Below are 15,651 nucleotides of genomic sequence, written 5' to 3' on the forward strand. Positions count from 1 at the left end.
CCCGGCTTACGACGCGCGCGTCGCGAGACGCAGGTTGTCCGACGCGGCGTTCGTCGCGCGCTTGGTCGACGAGAGCTTCGAGCCCGTGACGAAGAACGCGTGCAGGCCGTGCGCGAAGCGGTTCAGCTTCGTGACGATGCCCTTGTTCGCGCGGGTCAGCGCGTTATAGCCGAGCACGGCGGGAATCGCGACGAACAGGCCGAACGCCGTCATGATGAGCGATTCGCCGACCGGACCGGCGACCTGATCGATCGACGTCTGTCCCGTCGCGCCGATGGTCAAGAGCGCGTGATAGATGCCCCAGACCGTACCGAAGAGGCCGACGAACGGCGACGTGGAACCGATCGACGCGAGGATCGCGAGGCCCGCCTGCATGCGGCCGACGCCTTCGTCCATGACGTCTTTCAGGCAGCGCGTGATCCAGTCGGACACGTCCATGCGGTCGTGCAGATGCGGCTGCGTCTGATGATGATGGTCGGCGGCTTCCTGGCCGGCGAGCGCGAGCGCGAGAAACGGGTTGTCCGCCGGGCTCGACGACTGGCTGCCGAGCTTCTTGATGCCGTCGTTGAAGTCGTCGGAGTGCCAGAACGCCTGTTCGGCGTTCTTGGTGAGGCGCTTCAGGCGCACGACGTTCCACGCCTTCACGACGATCACCGTCCACGAAAGCACCGACATGATGACGAGCGCGAGCGCGATGCCCCGCGTCACGAAGTCGCCTTGCGCCCAGACGTGCGCAATCCCGTAGTTTTCCATTTCTGTTTCCTTCCTTGTATCTAAATAAACGATCAGTCGTTCAGACTGAAAACGAATGGCACCGTGGCGCTAGCACGAATCGCTTCGCCATTTTCCTTGTAAGGGCTGCACGCGCTGCCGCGCACCGCGTCGAGCGCCGCGTCATCGAGGCGCGACGAGCCGCTGCTCTTCTGCAGCGTGACGTTTTCGATCTTGCCCGACAGGCCTACCGTCAGACGGATGACGGCCGTGCCCGTTTCGCCGCGGCGCTTGGACATCGCCGGATAGTCGGGCTGCGCGATGTTGCAACTCAGGTGCGCGACGTTCTTCGGCGCGGCGAGATCCATGCTCGGCTTGCCGATCGCGGGCGCGGCCGGCGGCGGCGCAGGCTGAGCCGGAGCGGGCGGCGTGGGTTCCGGCGCGGGCGCGGCGATCTGCGAAGGCGCTTCCGTGACCGGCATCGGCGTCGGCTTCGGCTCGACTTTCGGTTTCACCTTCGGCTTGGGCTGCGGCTTCGGAACGGGCTGCGGCACGGGCTTGGGCGGCGGCGGCGTTTCGACGGCGACCGGCTGCGGCGCGGGCTGCGGTGTCTCGCTGATCAGTTGCGCGGTGATGGATTTGGCTTCGATCGGGCGGGGCGGCGGCTCGTTCTTCATCGTCAGCGCGACGCCCAGCAACGCAGCGTGAATGGCGACGACGGCGACGCACGCCGCGATCACGCGCGGATTCGCATTTGCTGTCGGCGCGGTCTGGAATGCGGCGGGAGAAGTGGTCGGGGACTGCATCGTTATTGGCTGCTTGTGATGCTGCGTGAATGCTTGCTGATAACGCTGCCTTCGAGTTCGCTGTCCAACGAGCGCACAGGCACGGTGCGGAAGAAACCAGACGACGTCATTTTCGGAAAATCAGCAGGGAGATGAACAGGGTAGTCACGAAACCAATCAGCAATTCCATCTTTCCCTCCAGGGGTAAGGGTTGCGCGGCTGGCTGAAAGTGACCGGAAATACGAAGGTAACCTGGCTTGCTGGAGGCGATAAAACGACTGGGCGGCGCATCCGGAGCATCGGCGTCGCCGGTTGAGCGCGGCGACGCCGCGCGAATTGCTTCAGGCAGCCTGGCGCTCGTAGAACGTCAGCGGCGCAACGTGCTCGCGCTGCTGAACGCCGCATCGCGACGCGCAGACGCCGCTTTGTGCCATTACGTCGCGAACGCTTTCTTCACACTTGCCGCAGCACAGCGCGACGCCGAGTTCGAACTGCAGTTCATCAAAGGAGTCCACCCCTTCGGCGATGGCGCTTCGAATCTTTCGGTCGGACACTGATTTGCAGACGCAGACAATCATGATCGTTCGCAATAGTTAGCGTTAATGCGAATTATTATCATTCGGTATTGCCGCCTTTGCAAGCGCAGGACCGTGTTTTTTGTAACAGAGGGCGAAAGTTAGCGGGTTTATTGCTAGGAGCCTTGTCTGACGGGGCAAAGCGCGCGATGGAACTGCCAACGCGCGTGAGAAACCCTCAGACGATGTCGGGTTCGGCGAGGCGCGTTCGGCGCGAGGGGATGTCGACGTGCTCGACTTTGGCATCGAGCTGAAGGAGCGCGGCGGCGAGTTGACGCTGCGATTCGCCGTCGGCGGTGGAGCAGAAGCGCGGCATATCGTCGGACGGCGCGCCGAGATTTTTGAGCGTGTGCGCGTCGAGCAGACGATCGAGCTGCCGCGCGATGGCGACGCTCGTGTCGACGATCTGCAGCCGCTCGCCCGCGATGTCGCGGATTGCGCGATCGAGAAAAGGGTAGTGCGTGCAGCCGAGCACGAGCGTGTCGGCGCCGGCATCGAGCATCGGTGCGATATAGCTTTCGAGCAGCGCCATCAGCGTGGGCGACGAGGTGTCGCAGCGCTCGACAGCCTGCACCAGCCCATGTCCCGCCTGACAAATGAAGCGGCAGTCGCCGGCGTAGCGGTCGAGCAGCGACTGAAAGCGCGCGGAGCGCAGCGTGACGGCGGTCGCCAGCACCCCGACCACGCGCGACTTCGAGACCGCCGCCGCCGGCTTCACGCCCGGTTCCACGCCGACGAGCGGAATCGGCAGACGCTCGCGCACGAGCGCGATCGACTGCGCGGTGGCCGTGTTGCACGCGACGACGAGCGCCTTCGCGCCCTGACCGACGAGCCACTCGCCGATTGCCATCGTGCGGTCGACGATGAAATCGTCGTCGCGTTCGCCGTAGGGCGCATGCAGTGAATCGGCGACGTAGATCAGACGCTCGTGCGGCAGAATCGCGCGCACGGCGCGCAGCACCGACAATCCGCCGAGGCCGGAATCGAAAATGCCGACCGGCGCGCTCGCGTCAGACGCGGCACGCTCGTTCGGCATCGGGAAGGGCGCTACGCGGGACATCCGATTATTCGTGATCGCCCATCATGGTCTGCTGGTAATTCTGGATGCCGACCTTGTCGATCAGATCCAGCTGCGTTTCCAGCCAGTCGATGTGCTCTTCGGTGTCGTGCAGGATCTTTTCGAAGATTTCGCGCGAGACGAAATCACGCACCGACTCGCAATACGCGATGGCTTCCTTGCAGGTCGACTGGGAAATCTGCTCGAGCTTCAGGTCACATTCGAGGATTTCCTTGGTCTCTTCGCCGATCAGCAGCTTGTGCAGGTCTTGCAGGTTCGGCAGGCCGTCGAGCATGAACACGCGCTGAATGAGCCAGTCGGCGTGCTTCATCTCACCGATGGATTCGTCGTATTCGTGCTTGTTGAGCTTTTCGAGGCCCCAGTGCTGGTACATCCGCGCGTGCAGGAAGTATTGGTTGATCGCGGTCAGTTCGTTTTTCAACTGCGCGTTTAGATATTCGATGACTTTCGCGTCGCCTTGCATGATTTTGTTTCCTGTTCGTAACGTGGGGCTGTTGGAAAGATAAACCTTGAGTGTGCCGATGCCAAGGTTAGGTAGAAATTTTTTGTTTCAGACGAAACTGAGAATGAAAACGCTTCTCGACTGGCGGCGGTTCAAAGAAAAGAGCCGGGCGCATCGCCCGGCTCTCGTCGTTCAGTCACGGTGATAAACCGCCATTAAGCGGCGATCAAGCCGTCGCGACCGGAATCTTGCCGATTTTCGCCTGCCATTCGGCCGGGCCCGTCTTGTGAACCGACGTGCCGCTCGAATCGACTGCCACCGTCACGGGCATGTCCTGCACGTCGAACTCGTAGATCGCTTCCATGCCGAGGTCTTCGAACGCGAGCACCTTCGCCTCGCGGATCGCCTTCGACACGAGATACGCCGCGCCGCCGACCGCCATCAGATACGCCGCCTTGTGGTTCTTGATCGCCTCGATCGCGACCGGGCCGCGCTCGGCCTTGCCGATCATCGAGATGAGGCCGGTTTGCGCGAGCATCATCTCGGTGAACTTGTCCATGCGCGTGGCAGTGGTCGGGCCAGCCGGACCGACCGCTTCGTCGCGAACCGGATCGACCGGGCCGACGTAATAGATCACGCGATTGGTGAAATCGACCGGCAGCTTCTCGCCCTTCGCCAGCATGTCGGCAATGCGCTTGTGCGCGGCGTCGCGGCCCGTCAGCATCTTGCCCGACAAGAGCAGCGTCTGGCCCGGCTTCCACGATGCGACTTCTTCCGGCGTCAACGTGTTCAGGTCGACGCGCTTGCTCGTCTCGGTGTTCGGCTGCCATGTGACCTTCGGCCATGCGTCGAGCGGCGGGGCTTCGAGCTTCGCCGCGCCCGAGCCGTCGAGCGTGAAGTGCGCGTGGCGCGTCGCCGCGCAATTCGGGATGATCGCGACCGGCTTCGATGCCGCGTGCGTCGGCGCGGCCATGATTTTCACGTCGAGCACGGTCGAAAGACCGCCGAGACCTTGCGCGCCGATGCCGAGCGCGTTCACCTTCTCGTGCAGTTCCACGCGCAGTTCTTCGATCCAGTCCTGCGGGCCGCGCGCGATGACATCCTGAATGTCGATCGGGTCCATCAGCGATTCCTTCGCCATGACCATCGCCTTTTCGGCCGTGCCGCCGATGCCGATGCCGAGCATGCCCGGCGGACACCAGCCCGCGCCCATCGTCGGGACGGTCTTGAGAATCCAGTCGACGATCGAATCGGACGGATTCAGCATCGCGAACTTCGACTTGTTTTCCGAGCCGCCGCCCTTGGCCGCGACCTGAACGTCGACCTTGTCGCCCGGCACGATCTCGTAGTGGATCACGGCCGGCGTGTTGTCCTTCGTGTTCTTGCGGCCGCCTTCGGGCGGGCTCACGATCGATGCGCGCAATACGTTGTCCGGGTTCAGATAACCGCGGCGCACGCCTTCGTTGATCATGTCGGTGACCGACATCGTCGCGCCGTCCCAGCGCACGTCCATGCCGACCTTCACGAACACCGTGACGATGCCCGTGTCCTGGCAGATCGGACGCTTGCCTTCCGCGCACATGCGGCTGTTGGTCAGGATCTGCGCGATCGCGTCCTTCGCGGCCGGGCTTTCTTCCAGCTCGTAGGCGCGGCCGAGCGCCTGGATATAGTCGAGCGGATGGTAGTAGCTGATGTACTGCAGCGAATCAGCGATGCTCTGAATCAGGTCTTCCTGCTTGATGACTGTCATGGCTTTGGGCTCTGGGGGACTGAATTTTTTCCTGCGGGCGTTCTGAAGGACGCTTCACTCGACTGCGTTTTTCGGCGGCGCAAAGGACTCGTCGTGGAAATGGCGCGGATGCGTATGCGTGGTCAGCCGGTCGACATACGCCATGATGAGCGCGGAAACGAGGAACGCGACGTGGATGATCACCTGCCACAACACGGTGTGAAACGTGTGCTGGTCGGGGTTGATGAAGGTTTTCAGCAGATGGATCGACGAGATGCTGATGAGCGCCATCGACAGCTTCACCTTCAGCACGCCCGCGTTGACGTGATCGAGCCACTCGGGCTCGTCGGGATGGCCTTCCACGCCGAGCTTCGACACGAACGTCTCGTATCCGCCGACGATCACCATGATGAGCAGATTCGAGATCATCACCACGTCGATCAGGCCGAGCACGACGAGCATGATATTGGTTTCGTCGAGCGTCATCGCGTGCGTGACGAGATGCCAGACTTCCTTCAGAAACAGGACGACGTACACGGCTTGCGCGACGATCAGGCCCAGATAGAGCGGCACCTGGAGCCAGCGGCTCATGAAGATGACTTTCGGCAGCAGTTTCATCGAGCCGGGCTGCTTGGGCGAGGCGGGAGAATGCTTGGGAGCGGACATGGGCGGCTTTTCAGTCGGGGCGGGTCGAACCGGAATGATGACTGGCGAATATGACGAACCGGAACGTGCAAAGTGCGTGCGGAGCGTTTGCAATCCGCCGGCGAGCGGCGGGTATTGGCGCATTCGCGGTGTCGGGAAGCCCGCTATTGTAGCGTGTCGTCGCGCGGACTTCCCAAATGCTTTCAGAATCCGCTGAACCCGTTTTAGGCGCCGGTTTCGCCCGAAACGGAAGCCCGGGCGCGCGCCTTCAAGCTTGCGAGCGCGATGCCCGTCACGACGCACGCGAGCGCGATGCCGTGCGCGAGCGTCGGACGTTCGTCGAGAAAGGCGATGCCGTAGAGCGCCGCCGCGACCGGCAGCACGGCGCAGAAGACGCCGGCGAGACTGCCGTCGACGTGACGGATGCCCTTCATCCACAGCCAGAACGAGAAGATGCTCGCCGAAAGCCCGTACCACAGGACGAGCGCCCACGTGTTCCAGGCGACGCTCGTCCAGTCGAAGTGCGCGAGCGATGTTGCGCCGAGCGGGAGCATGAGCAACAGGCCGATCGCGTGCGTGTACGCGCAGATGTCGATGGCGGGCAGCGTCTGCGTGAGACGGCGCGAGAGGATCACATAGAGCGATTCGCAGCACACGGCGCCGAGCACCATCAGATTGCCGGGCAGGGAGCTCGCGCCCGCATCCCCGGCCTGCGCGACGTTGATGACGAGCACGCCCGCGATCGCCAGTCCGATCGACGCGAGCGCGCGCGGCCCCGGCTTCTCCTTGAGCAAGATCCACGCTAAGAGCGCGACCACGGCCGGAATGGTGCTCGTGATGACGCCCGCCGCGACGGCGCTCGTGCGCGCGACGCCGTTCAACATCAGCAAGGTGAAGCCGAACGTGCCGAAGAATGCCTGCAGGAAAAGGTTGAGCCATTCGCCGCGCGCGACGCGCTTCATCTTCGACCAGCGCAAGAGCGGCCAGAGCACCGCGAGCGCGATCACGAAGCGCAGCAGCGCGAAGAGCGGAACGGGAACGAATGCGACGATCGATTTGCCGATGCCGACGTTGCTTCCGACGAGCAGCATCGCTGCAATCAAAAGAAGGGCGTAGCGATTCAAGCTGGATACCGCGCTGGGAGTTCAGTTACGATTGTGGGGACGCATTGTAGAAGCCGCGCGGACTCCGTGTATACCCCGTGCCTGTTGGCCCGGCCACGTAAGAAGCGGGTAAGTTGAGCGGCTTATCTTGAATTCAATGCAGGATGTCGCCGGTATGCGAATGTGCCGTGACATTTTTCCGTGCCGCTCCGGTACGGTAGAAAGGAGACAAGGTCGAAGCCGGGAACGCCGCGCGTTCGCCGCTTTCGAACCTCATAAACATGCGGCGCGCGCAACCCATTCAGCGATGCGCGCGCCGCCGGATTTCGGAAACACCATCAGGAGAGGTTGTCGATGTCTGCGATCGAATCGGTTCTTCAGGAAAAACGTGTGTTCCCGCCGTCAGCCAAGGCAAGCGCGGGTGCGGCAATCTCCGGCATGGACGCCTACAAGGCGCTTGTAGCGGAAGCGGAACGTGACTACGAAGGCTTCTGGGCGCGCATTGCGCGCGAGACGCTCACGTGGCACAAGCCCTTCACGCAGGTGCTGGACGAATCGAAGGCGCCTTTCTACAAGTGGTTCGAGGACGGCGAGCTCAACGCGTCGTACAACTGTCTCGACCGTCATGTGGAAGCGGGCCGCGGCAACGACAACGCGATCATCTTCGAAGCCGACGACGGCACCGTCACCAACGTCACCTATCAGGATCTGCTGGACCGCGTCTCGCGTCTCGCCAATGCGCTCAAGAAGCGCGGCGTGAAAAAGGGCGACCGCGTCGTGATCTATCTGCCGATGTCGGTGGAAGGCGTCGTCGCGATGCAGGCGTGCGTGCGTATCGGCGCGACGCATTCGGTCGTGTTCGGCGGTTTCTCGTCGAAGTCGCTCAACGAACGTCTCGTCGATGTCGGCGCGGTCGCGCTCATCACCGCCGACGAACAGATGCGCGGCGGCAAGGCGCTGCCGCTGAAGAGCATCGCCGATGAAGCGCTCGCCGCGGGCGGCTGCGAGAAGGTGAAGGACGTCATCGTGTATCGGCGCACGGGCGGCAAGGTCGCATGGACCGAAGGCCGCGACGCGTGGCTGCATGAAATCGTCGAGAACGAATCGGCGAAGTGCGAGCCGGAATGGGTGAGCGCGGAGCATCCGCTTTTCATCCTTTACACGTCCGGCTCGACGGGCAAGCCGAAGGGCGTGCAGCACAGCACGGCCGGCACGCTGCTGTGGGCCGCGCAGACCATGAAGTGGACCTTCGACATGAAGCCGGGCGACATCTTCTGGTGCACGGCGGATATCGGCTGGATCACGGGGCATAGCTATATCGCGTACGGGCCGCTCGCCATCGGCGCGACGCAGGTCATGTTCGAAGGCGTGCCGACGTATCCGCACGCGGGCCGCTTCTGGGAGATGATCGCGCGCCACAAGGTCACGATCTTCTACACGGCGCCCACGGCGATCCGCTCGCTCATCAAGGCATCGGAAGCGGACGCGAAGGTTCATCCGAAGAGCTTCGATCTGTCGACGCTGCGCATCCTCGGCACGGTCGGCGAACCGATCAATCCGGAAGCGTGGATGTGGTATCACGAGAACGTCGGCCGTGGTCAATGTCCGATCGTCGATACGTGGTGGCAGACCGAAACCGGCGGCCACATGATCACGCCGCTGCCGGGCGCGACGCCGCTCGTGCCGGGTTCCTGCACGCTGCCGCTGCCGGGCATCATGGCCGCGATCGTCGATGAAACCGGCCAGGACGTGCCGAACGGGCAAGGCGGCATTCTGGTCGTGAAGCGCCCGTGGCCGTCGATGCTGCGCAACGTCTGGGGCGACCCCAAGCGCTATCAGACGAGCTATTTCCCGGAAGAACTCGGCGGCAAGCTGTATCTCGCCGGCGACGGCGCGGTGCGCGACAAGGAAACCGGCTACTTCACGATCATGGGCCGCATCGACGACGTGCTGAATGTCTCCGGCCACCGCCTCGGCACGATGGAAATCGAGTCGGCGCTTGTCGCGAATCCGATCGTCGCGGAAGCCGCGGTCGTCGGCCGTCCGGACGATACGACGGGTGAAGCCGTGGTCGCGTTCGTCGTGCTGAAGCGCGCGCGCCCGGAAGGCGACGAAGCGAAGCAGATCGCCACCGAACTGCGCAACTGGGTCGGCAAGGAGATCGGTCCGATCGCGAAGCCGAAGGACATCCGTTTCGGCGAGAACCTGCCGAAGACGCGCTCCGGCAAGATCATGCGGCGGCTCTTGCGCTCGCTCGCGAAGGGCGAGGAGATCACGCAGGACGTCTCCACGCTGGAAAATCCCGCGATTCTGGATCAGCTCGGCGAAGCGCGCTGATCGTCCGCGACCGCTGCCTCGCGCGGCAGCGGTCGATCCTTATTGCCGATGACATGCGGTTTTGTTAAAAAACCGCATGTCCGATTCTTCCAACCCGACGCCTGCCTCGCCGCCGCCCGTATCGGCGGCGATGGCGCGCGCGCATCGGCGCTACTGGCGCTTCAATATCGCGCTGATCGGCGTGCTGATGACCATCGGCTTCGTCGTCTCCTTCGGCCTGCCGCTCTTCGCGCAACGCTTCCAACATGCCCGCGTCGCCGGCTTTCCGCTGCCGTTCTATTTCGGCGCGCAGGGCGCGATTCTCGTCTACATCGCGCTGATCCTCATCTATATCGTGCTGATGCAGATGGCCGATGCGCGTCTTGCCCGCGCCGCCCGCGCCGAACAGGGCGACGCCGCATGAAGCTCACGAACCGGCTGATCCTCTCCTACGCGCTCTATACGGTCGGCTTCCTGCTGTTCATCTTTCTGATGGAGCGCATCGAGCGCACGACGGGGCCGGGAACGTGGATCGGCTATGTGTTCCTGTTCGTGCCCATCGCGGTGTACGCGGTGATCGGTCTTTTGTCGCGCACGTCGGATCTCGTCGAATACTACGTGGCAGGACGGCGCGTGCCGTCCGCGTTCAACGGCATGGCGACGGCCGCCGACTGGCTTTCGGCGGCATCGTTCATCGGGCTAGCCGGGTCGATCTACGCAAGTGGTTACGACGGCCTCGCGTACGTGATGGGTTGGACCGGCGGCTATTGCCTCGTCGCGTTCCTGCTCGCGCCGTACGTGCGCAAACTCGCGCGCTACACGATTCCGGATTTTCTCGGCACGCGCTTCTCCAGCAACCTCGTGCGCGGGCTCGCGGCGTTCGCGGCGATTCTCTGTTCGTTCGTCTATCTCGTCGCGCAGATCCAGGGCATCGGGCTGATCGCGTCGAGGTTCATCGGCATCGAGTTTTCGATCGGCATCTTCTGCGGTCTCGCGGGCATTCTCGTGTGCTCGTTTCTCGGCGGCATGCGCGCGGTGACGTGGACGCAGGTCGCGCAATACATCATCCTCATCAGCGCGATGCTGATTCCCGTGTCGATGATCGCGCATCGCGAAGGGCTCGGGTGGTTCCCGCAATTCAACTACGGGCGCGTGATGGAGCGCGTCGAATCGCTCGAACGCGCGGTCGCCGTGTCGCCCGACGAAGCGCGCGTGCGCGCCGATTATCAGCGGCAGGCCGCGCTGATTCAGCAACGCATCGACGCGCTGCCGCAGTCGTTCCATGCCGAGCACGCGCGCCTCGCCGCGGAGATCGCGGAACTGCGCCGGCACAACGGGCCGCTGCGCGAGATCAACGAGCGCGAGCGCGAACTCGCGGCTTTTCCACGCGATGCCGCCGATGCGCACGCCAAATGGTCGCGCGAACGCGATGCGTTGATCGAGCGCGTCGCCGCGCCCGTGCCGATGGCCGAGGCGTTCGCGCCCGGCTCGGCCGGTGACGAGAGCCCGCGCGTGCATCAAATCAACTTTCTGTCGCTGCTCCTGTGCCTGTCGATCGGCACGGCGAGCCTGCCGCACATCCTCACGCGCTACAACACGACGACGTCGGTGTCGTCGGCGCGGCGCTCGGTCGGCTGGACGCTGTTCTTCGTCGCGTTGTTCTATTTGACGGTGCCGGTGCTCGCGGTGCTCATCAAGCATGAAATATTGACGGGGCTCGTCGGGCATCGCTTTGCCGATCTGCCGCAGTGGGTCACGCAATGGCGGCGCGTGGAGCCGTATCTGATCCGCATCGGCGATGTGAACGGCGACGGCATCGTGCGCTGGGCCGGCATTCAGATGCAGCCGGACATGGTCGTGCTGGCGGCGCCTGAAATCGCGGGATTGCCGTATGTGATTTCCGGGCTGATTGCCGCCGGCGCGCTCGCGGCGGCTTTGTCGACGGCGGACGGGCTCCTGCTGACGATCGCGAATGCGCTCTCGCACGACGTGTATTACTGCATGGTCGATCGCCGCGCGACGAGCCAGCGGCGCGTGACGATCTCGAAGATTCTGTTGCTCGGCGTGGCGCTGCTCGCGTCGTATGTGGCGTCGCTGAATGCGGGCAACATTCTGTTTCTGGTCGGCGCGGCGTTTTCGCTTGCAGCGTCGAGTCTCTTTCCGGGGCTCGTACTCGGCGTGTTCTGGAAGCGCACGACGCAGCGGGGTGTCGTCGCGGGCATGATCGCGGGGCTCGTCGTCTGCGTGTATTACATCGTGTCGACGTATCCGTTCTTCGTGCAGTTGACGGGTTTCGCCGGGCCGCGCTGGTTCGGCATCGAGCCGATCAGCTCGGGCGTGTTCGGGGTGCCGGCCGGATTCGCGGTGGCGATCGTTGTGAGTCTGTTCGACCGGAAGCCGGATGCGTACACGCGCGCGCTCGTCGATTACATTCGCCATCCGTAGGGGCTGGCGCAGGCGCGGGAACTTGGTATAATCGCGGTCTTCCGGAGAGATGGATGAGTGGTTTAAGTCGCACGCCTGGAAAGCGTGTATAGGGTAAAACCTATCGGGGGTTCGAATCCCCCTCTCTCCGCCAGAACCTCAAGCCCTTGATCTTCAAGGGCTTTTTTTTTTGTTCTCAAAATTGACGCGGGCGCTGTAAAAGGCCCGTATGCCGAAAAAATCCGAAACGCGGCCCGTCGTTGTTTCGAATCTCAAGTGGTTCCAATCGAAATGAGGAAGCTTCGTCCTTTTCCTCGCGCTTCGACATCATAGATTCGGATAACTGATTAAACATGGCGGCGCGCAGTCGATCGAGCGTCGAGCATGCGGACAACAAGTGGAGGGGAGCGAGAAGAGTTGTCGTAAGAGTCATGAGCGCTGGTACGGTTGCGCCTCTAATAATGCTCGATGAACTCTCGCACATGGCAGGGCGCAGCGGCCCATGCAGCCCATCTCTTACGACATTCAGAAGGATAGACGATGCGGCCAGGAAAGAAATCGGATTAATCGCGTTATGTAAGCGGCAATCGTTCAACGATGCGCCGGCTTGCCGGCAAACGCTGCAATTCGATCCGTTTCCGTCGTGGTGACTGCGGATTGTGCCGCCGCTTCGCGCGTCGCCTTCTTGCTTTGCGGCGGTGCAACGGACTTTGGACGGTTGCGCGCGGCGGCCGATCCGCCGAGAAAGAAACGCCCCGCGTAAGATACGGGGCATCGCATTGCAAGCTCAGTGCGTGAGAATCATCTGAGCGGCGTGATTCTCGGCGTCGTAGTGCAGCGCCGAGTTCGCCGCCTGCTGTTCCTGAATGAGCACTTCGCGCGCCGCCTGAGCACCTCGCTCATAACCGGCCTTCGTCGCGTGCTCCTCGAGTGCGGCGATAAGCGGCAATTGCTCCTCTGCCACCGAGCGCAGCAAATTCAGGATGTCGCGCCGCATCGCTTCGGGATAAGCGCAGAAGTGCTCGAAGCCACCCGGCGCAGCGACGATGTTCACGAGCGACGTAAGCAGTCGCGCGCGATTGTTGCAATGTTCGCTGATCTGCACCGACTGCGAGAGCGTCGCGTGGCCGTTCGGATCGACGGAAATATGCAGGTCATTCATCTTGAAAAGCCTCTTGTAATAACGGAAGGCCTGCATTTAAGCCGCTCCGGCGCTTGGAAACGCTCGGACGAATCCTATTACCTCGGGTGCGCGACGATCCTTTACTTTCGGATGTTTCCGCTCACGCGAAGCATCGTGCGAGCCAGCGCCAGAACGCGCGGCAACGGCCGGCCGTGACGACGCGCGATGCATCCATGTCGCGCTGCCAGGTCGCATTTTCCTGATCGTCGCGCGACCGAGCGACGAGTGTCCCGAAGTACATGGCAGCCCCCTTTGCGGATATCGATGGCGAACGGCGTCACGTGAGCGACTCCGATGCGTTCAGGATGCCGATGCTTCCGCGAGCGCAAAACCCGCATGACGCGGGGAGCGCGCTTTGCATGCGGACATGGGCGAAAGGAGGGGTACGCGCCTCAGCATGCGCGCAGCGAAAGTTTTACATGAACTGTTGACACAAAAGATTCACAGTCGGAAAGGTCGACGGACCGTATCTTTGCTCCGCTACGGTGAACGCGAGGCAACCATGCCGGATATCGCATTTCCTCAGCAGGGCGGCGTGAGCGAACGCACGCGCCGGACCGGTCTCATCGTTTTCGGTCTCATACTTCTCGGCGGTATCGGTTATGTCGGATTGCATCTGGCTAACGATCTCGAATCCGTCCGGCTGAGTTCCGCACTGCCTTATTTCCTGCTCGCCGTCGCGCTGCTGATCGCGCTCGGATTCGAGTTCGTCAACGGCTTCCACGACACCGCCAACGCGGTCGCGACCGTCATCTACACGCACTCGCTGACGCCGAACCTCGCGGTGGTCTGGTCCGGGACGTGGAATTTCATCGGCGTGCTGGTTTCGAGCGGCGCGGTCGCGTTCGGCATCCTGCAACTGCTGCCCGTCGAGCTGATACTCCAGGTCGGCAGCAGCGCAGGCTTCGCGATGGTCTTCGCGTTGCTCATCGCCGCGATCATCTGGAACCTCGCGACGTGGTATTTCGGCCTGCCGTCGTCGAGCTCGCATACGCTGATCGGCTCGATCATCGGGGTCGGTCTCATGAATCAGCTATTGCGCGGGCCGAACGGCACGAGCGGCGTCGACTGGTCGCAGGTGGCGGGCGTCGGCAAGTCGCTGCTGTTCTCGCCGATCGTCGGCTTCATCTGCGCGGGACTCCTCTTGCTTTTGCGGAAGGCGCTCGTGCGCGTGCCGGCGCTCTATAAGGAACCGAAGAAAAATCATCCGCCGCCGTTCTGGATTCGCGCACTGCTGATTCTGACGTGCACCGGCGTATCTTTCGCGCACGGCTCGAACGACGGGCAGAAAGGCATGGGTCTCATCATGCTGATTCTGATCGGCACGGTGCCGACTGCCTACGCGCTCAACAAGGCGGTGAGCCCCGCCGAAACGCAGAACTTCGTAGCCGTGGCGCACGAGGCATCGGCGAGCTTCGCGAAATATCCGAACGATGCGCCACCATCCGCCGATGCACGCGAAGACGTTCAATCCTACGTGCGTACGCGCCAGCTTTCGCCCGCGACGCTGCCCGCGCTGAAGCAACTGACCGACATCATCGCGAACCAGGTCGGCGCGTCGGGATCGCTCGCGGCGGTGCCGCAGAACCTTGTCGATAACGTGCGCAACAACATGTATCTCGCGTCCGAAGCGATCCGCCTGATGGAGAAGGCGAACGCGCCCGCGTTCGCGCCCGCGGACCGCGCCGTGATCGACAACTACAAGAAGCAGCTCGACCACGCGACGAAGTTTATCCCGACGTGGGTGAAGGTCGCGGTGGCGATCGCGCTCGGGCTCGGCACGATGGTCGGCTGGAAGCGCATCGTCGTGACCGTGGGCGAGAAGATCGGCAAGCAGCATCTGACGTACGGGCAGGGCGCGTCGGCGGAGCTGATCGCGATGCTGACCATCGGTGCGGCGGATGCCTACGGCCTGCCGGTCTCGACGACGCACGTGCTGTCTTCGGGCGTCGCCGGAACGATGGCCGCCAACGGCTCGGGGCTGCAATGGAACACCGTGCGCAGCCTCGTGCTCGCGTGGGTGCTGACGTTGCCGGCGTCGATCGCGCTCGCCGCCGGTCTCTACTGGGCGTTCAGAAACCTCTTCTGAGTGCGTGACGTTCAGGCGTTCGCCGGGCGGCCGGTCTTGACCCTTTCGAGCGCCTTGATCGCTTCGACGAGGCGTTTCTCGGGCGCGGCGTCGAGCATCGCGAGCGCGGCCCGCAGCAGTTCGCTCTTCTTCACGCGCACGCCGTTCTTCTGGCACTTCTCCTTGAGCGCGGCGATCTTCGCGTAGTCGGACTTGGGCATCGTGAAGCTGTCGCGCACGACTTTTTCCTTCTTCACGCGGCGGGCTTTCGCGTCGGCGTTCGGCTGGCTCGCGACGGTCTTCTCCGTTTTCTTCGCGGCAGCGGCTTCGACTGTCGGCGTCTTCCCGGCTTTCTTTGCGACGGGCGCTTTCGCGGCCGGCTTCTTCGCGGTCTTCGGCGTCGTGGCCGCGGCCTTGGTCTGCTCTGCTGGTTTAGCCGTCTTCTTGCTGGCCTTGGCCCCGCGCTTCGCGGGAGCGGGCGCGGCTTCCGTTGCGCCCTTGGGGAAATGAAACGCCTTCTTCGTCGGCGCCTTGACTTGCGGTGTGCTCATCCCGTTCTCTCCCGTCGTATGTGGAGAAAACAGTATATACG

Annotated in this window: 15 protein-coding genes and 1 tRNA gene; 5 read left to right on the forward strand and 11 right to left on the reverse strand. The window is 63.0% G+C overall.

The window, feature by feature from the left end; translation table 11 throughout:
* Nucleotides 1-6 precede the first annotated feature (6 nt).
* From QCE49_RS04810 to QCE49_RS04845, 8 genes are all read right to left on the reverse strand, one after another.
* Nucleotides 7-753, reverse strand: coding sequence for a MotA/TolQ/ExbB proton channel family protein (locus tag QCE49_RS04810; RefSeq protein WP_008350435.1), 747 nt, complete (start codon nucleotides 751-753; stop codon nucleotides 7-9).
* A gap of 32 nt (nucleotides 754-785) precedes the next feature.
* Nucleotides 786-1,517: an energy transducer TonB gene (locus QCE49_RS04815; RefSeq protein WP_034472124.1), complete on the reverse strand. Its 732-nt coding sequence runs from the start codon at nucleotides 1,515-1,517 to the stop codon at nucleotides 786-788.
* A gap of 320 nt (nucleotides 1,518-1,837) precedes the next feature.
* A complete protein-coding gene (locus tag QCE49_RS04820) occupies nucleotides 1,838-2,074 on the reverse strand; it encodes a bacterioferritin-associated ferredoxin (protein ID WP_008350432.1) in 237 nt (78 codons plus the stop codon).
* Between the two features lie 175 nt (nucleotides 2,075-2,249).
* Entirely contained in the window at nucleotides 2,250-3,131 is an 882-nt protein-coding gene (gene murI / locus QCE49_RS04825) for a glutamate racemase (RefSeq protein ID WP_250456448.1), read from the reverse strand.
* A 4-nt stretch (nucleotides 3,132-3,135) separates the two neighbouring features.
* Complete coding sequence (bfr, locus tag QCE49_RS04830; RefSeq protein ID WP_008350427.1) at nucleotides 3,136-3,612, reverse strand: bacterioferritin; 477 nt, start codon at nucleotides 3,610-3,612, stop codon at nucleotides 3,136-3,138.
* A 205-nt stretch (nucleotides 3,613-3,817) separates the two neighbouring features.
* On the reverse strand, nucleotides 3,818-5,341 hold the full coding sequence (locus tag QCE49_RS04835; RefSeq protein ID WP_008350426.1) for a fumarate hydratase: 1,524 nt from the start codon (nucleotides 5,339-5,341) through the stop codon (nucleotides 3,818-3,820).
* A 54-nt stretch (nucleotides 5,342-5,395) separates the two neighbouring features.
* The gene (locus tag QCE49_RS04840) at nucleotides 5,396-5,986 is read right to left on the reverse strand and encodes a TIGR00645 family protein (protein ID WP_033537207.1); all 591 of its coding nucleotides are present in this window, start codon (nucleotides 5,984-5,986) and stop codon (nucleotides 5,396-5,398) included.
* Nucleotides 5,987-6,189: 203 nt separating this feature from the next.
* Nucleotides 6,190-7,089: a DMT family transporter gene (locus QCE49_RS04845; RefSeq protein WP_250456446.1), complete on the reverse strand. Its 900-nt coding sequence runs from the start codon at nucleotides 7,087-7,089 to the stop codon at nucleotides 6,190-6,192.
* A 333-nt stretch (nucleotides 7,090-7,422) separates the two neighbouring features.
* On the opposite strand from QCE49_RS04845, the gene acs reads away from it, so the two are divergent.
* The 4 genes from acs to QCE49_RS04865 all read left to right on the forward strand — a co-directional run bounded on the left by acs (nucleotide 7,423) and on the right by QCE49_RS04865 (nucleotide 11,962).
* Nucleotides 7,423-9,405, forward strand: coding sequence for an acetate--CoA ligase (gene acs / locus QCE49_RS04850; protein WP_008350420.1), 1,983 nt, complete (start codon nucleotides 7,423-7,425; stop codon nucleotides 9,403-9,405).
* A gap of 76 nt (nucleotides 9,406-9,481) precedes the next feature.
* Nucleotides 9,482-9,808, forward strand: coding sequence for a DUF4212 domain-containing protein (locus QCE49_RS04855; RefSeq protein WP_008350418.1), 327 nt, complete (start codon nucleotides 9,482-9,484; stop codon nucleotides 9,806-9,808).
* Nucleotides 9,805-11,829, forward strand: a complete 2,025-nt coding sequence (locus QCE49_RS04860; RefSeq protein WP_250456444.1) for a sodium:solute symporter family protein — start codon at nucleotides 9,805-9,807, stop codon at nucleotides 11,827-11,829. The genes QCE49_RS04855 and QCE49_RS04860 overlap by 4 nt, the downstream gene beginning before the upstream one ends.
* Before the next feature lie 43 nt (nucleotides 11,830-11,872).
* Nucleotides 11,873-11,962, forward strand: a tRNA-Ser gene (locus QCE49_RS04865).
* A gap of 633 nt (nucleotides 11,963-12,595) precedes the next feature.
* On the opposite strand, the gene QCE49_RS04870 is transcribed toward QCE49_RS04865, so the two are convergent.
* Together QCE49_RS04870 and QCE49_RS04875 are read right to left on the reverse strand one after the other, a co-directional pair.
* Complete coding sequence (locus QCE49_RS04870) at nucleotides 12,596-13,006, reverse strand: hypothetical protein (RefSeq protein WP_008350411.1); 411 nt, start codon at nucleotides 13,004-13,006, stop codon at nucleotides 12,596-12,598.
* An 85-nt stretch (nucleotides 13,007-13,091) separates the two neighbouring features.
* Entirely contained in the window at nucleotides 13,092-13,232 is a 141-nt protein-coding gene (locus QCE49_RS04875) for a hypothetical protein (RefSeq protein WP_160172896.1), read from the reverse strand.
* Between the two features lie 261 nt (nucleotides 13,233-13,493).
* On the opposite strand from QCE49_RS04875, the gene QCE49_RS04880 reads away from it, so the two are divergent.
* On the forward strand, nucleotides 13,494-15,080 hold the full coding sequence (locus QCE49_RS04880) for an inorganic phosphate transporter (protein WP_250456443.1): 1,587 nt from the start codon (nucleotides 13,494-13,496) through the stop codon (nucleotides 15,078-15,080).
* Between the two features lie 11 nt (nucleotides 15,081-15,091).
* Here the strand turns inward: QCE49_RS04880 and QCE49_RS04885 are convergent, their stop codons facing one another.
* Nucleotides 15,092-15,610: a hypothetical protein gene (locus QCE49_RS04885; protein ID WP_250456442.1), complete on the reverse strand. Its 519-nt coding sequence runs from the start codon at nucleotides 15,608-15,610 to the stop codon at nucleotides 15,092-15,094.
* Nucleotides 15,611-15,651 lie beyond the last annotated feature (41 nt).

Origin of the sequence: Caballeronia sp. LZ008 (genome assembly GCF_031451435.1) — a bacterium.
Taxonomy (GTDB): domain Bacteria; phylum Pseudomonadota; class Gammaproteobacteria; order Burkholderiales; family Burkholderiaceae; genus Caballeronia; species Caballeronia zhejiangensis.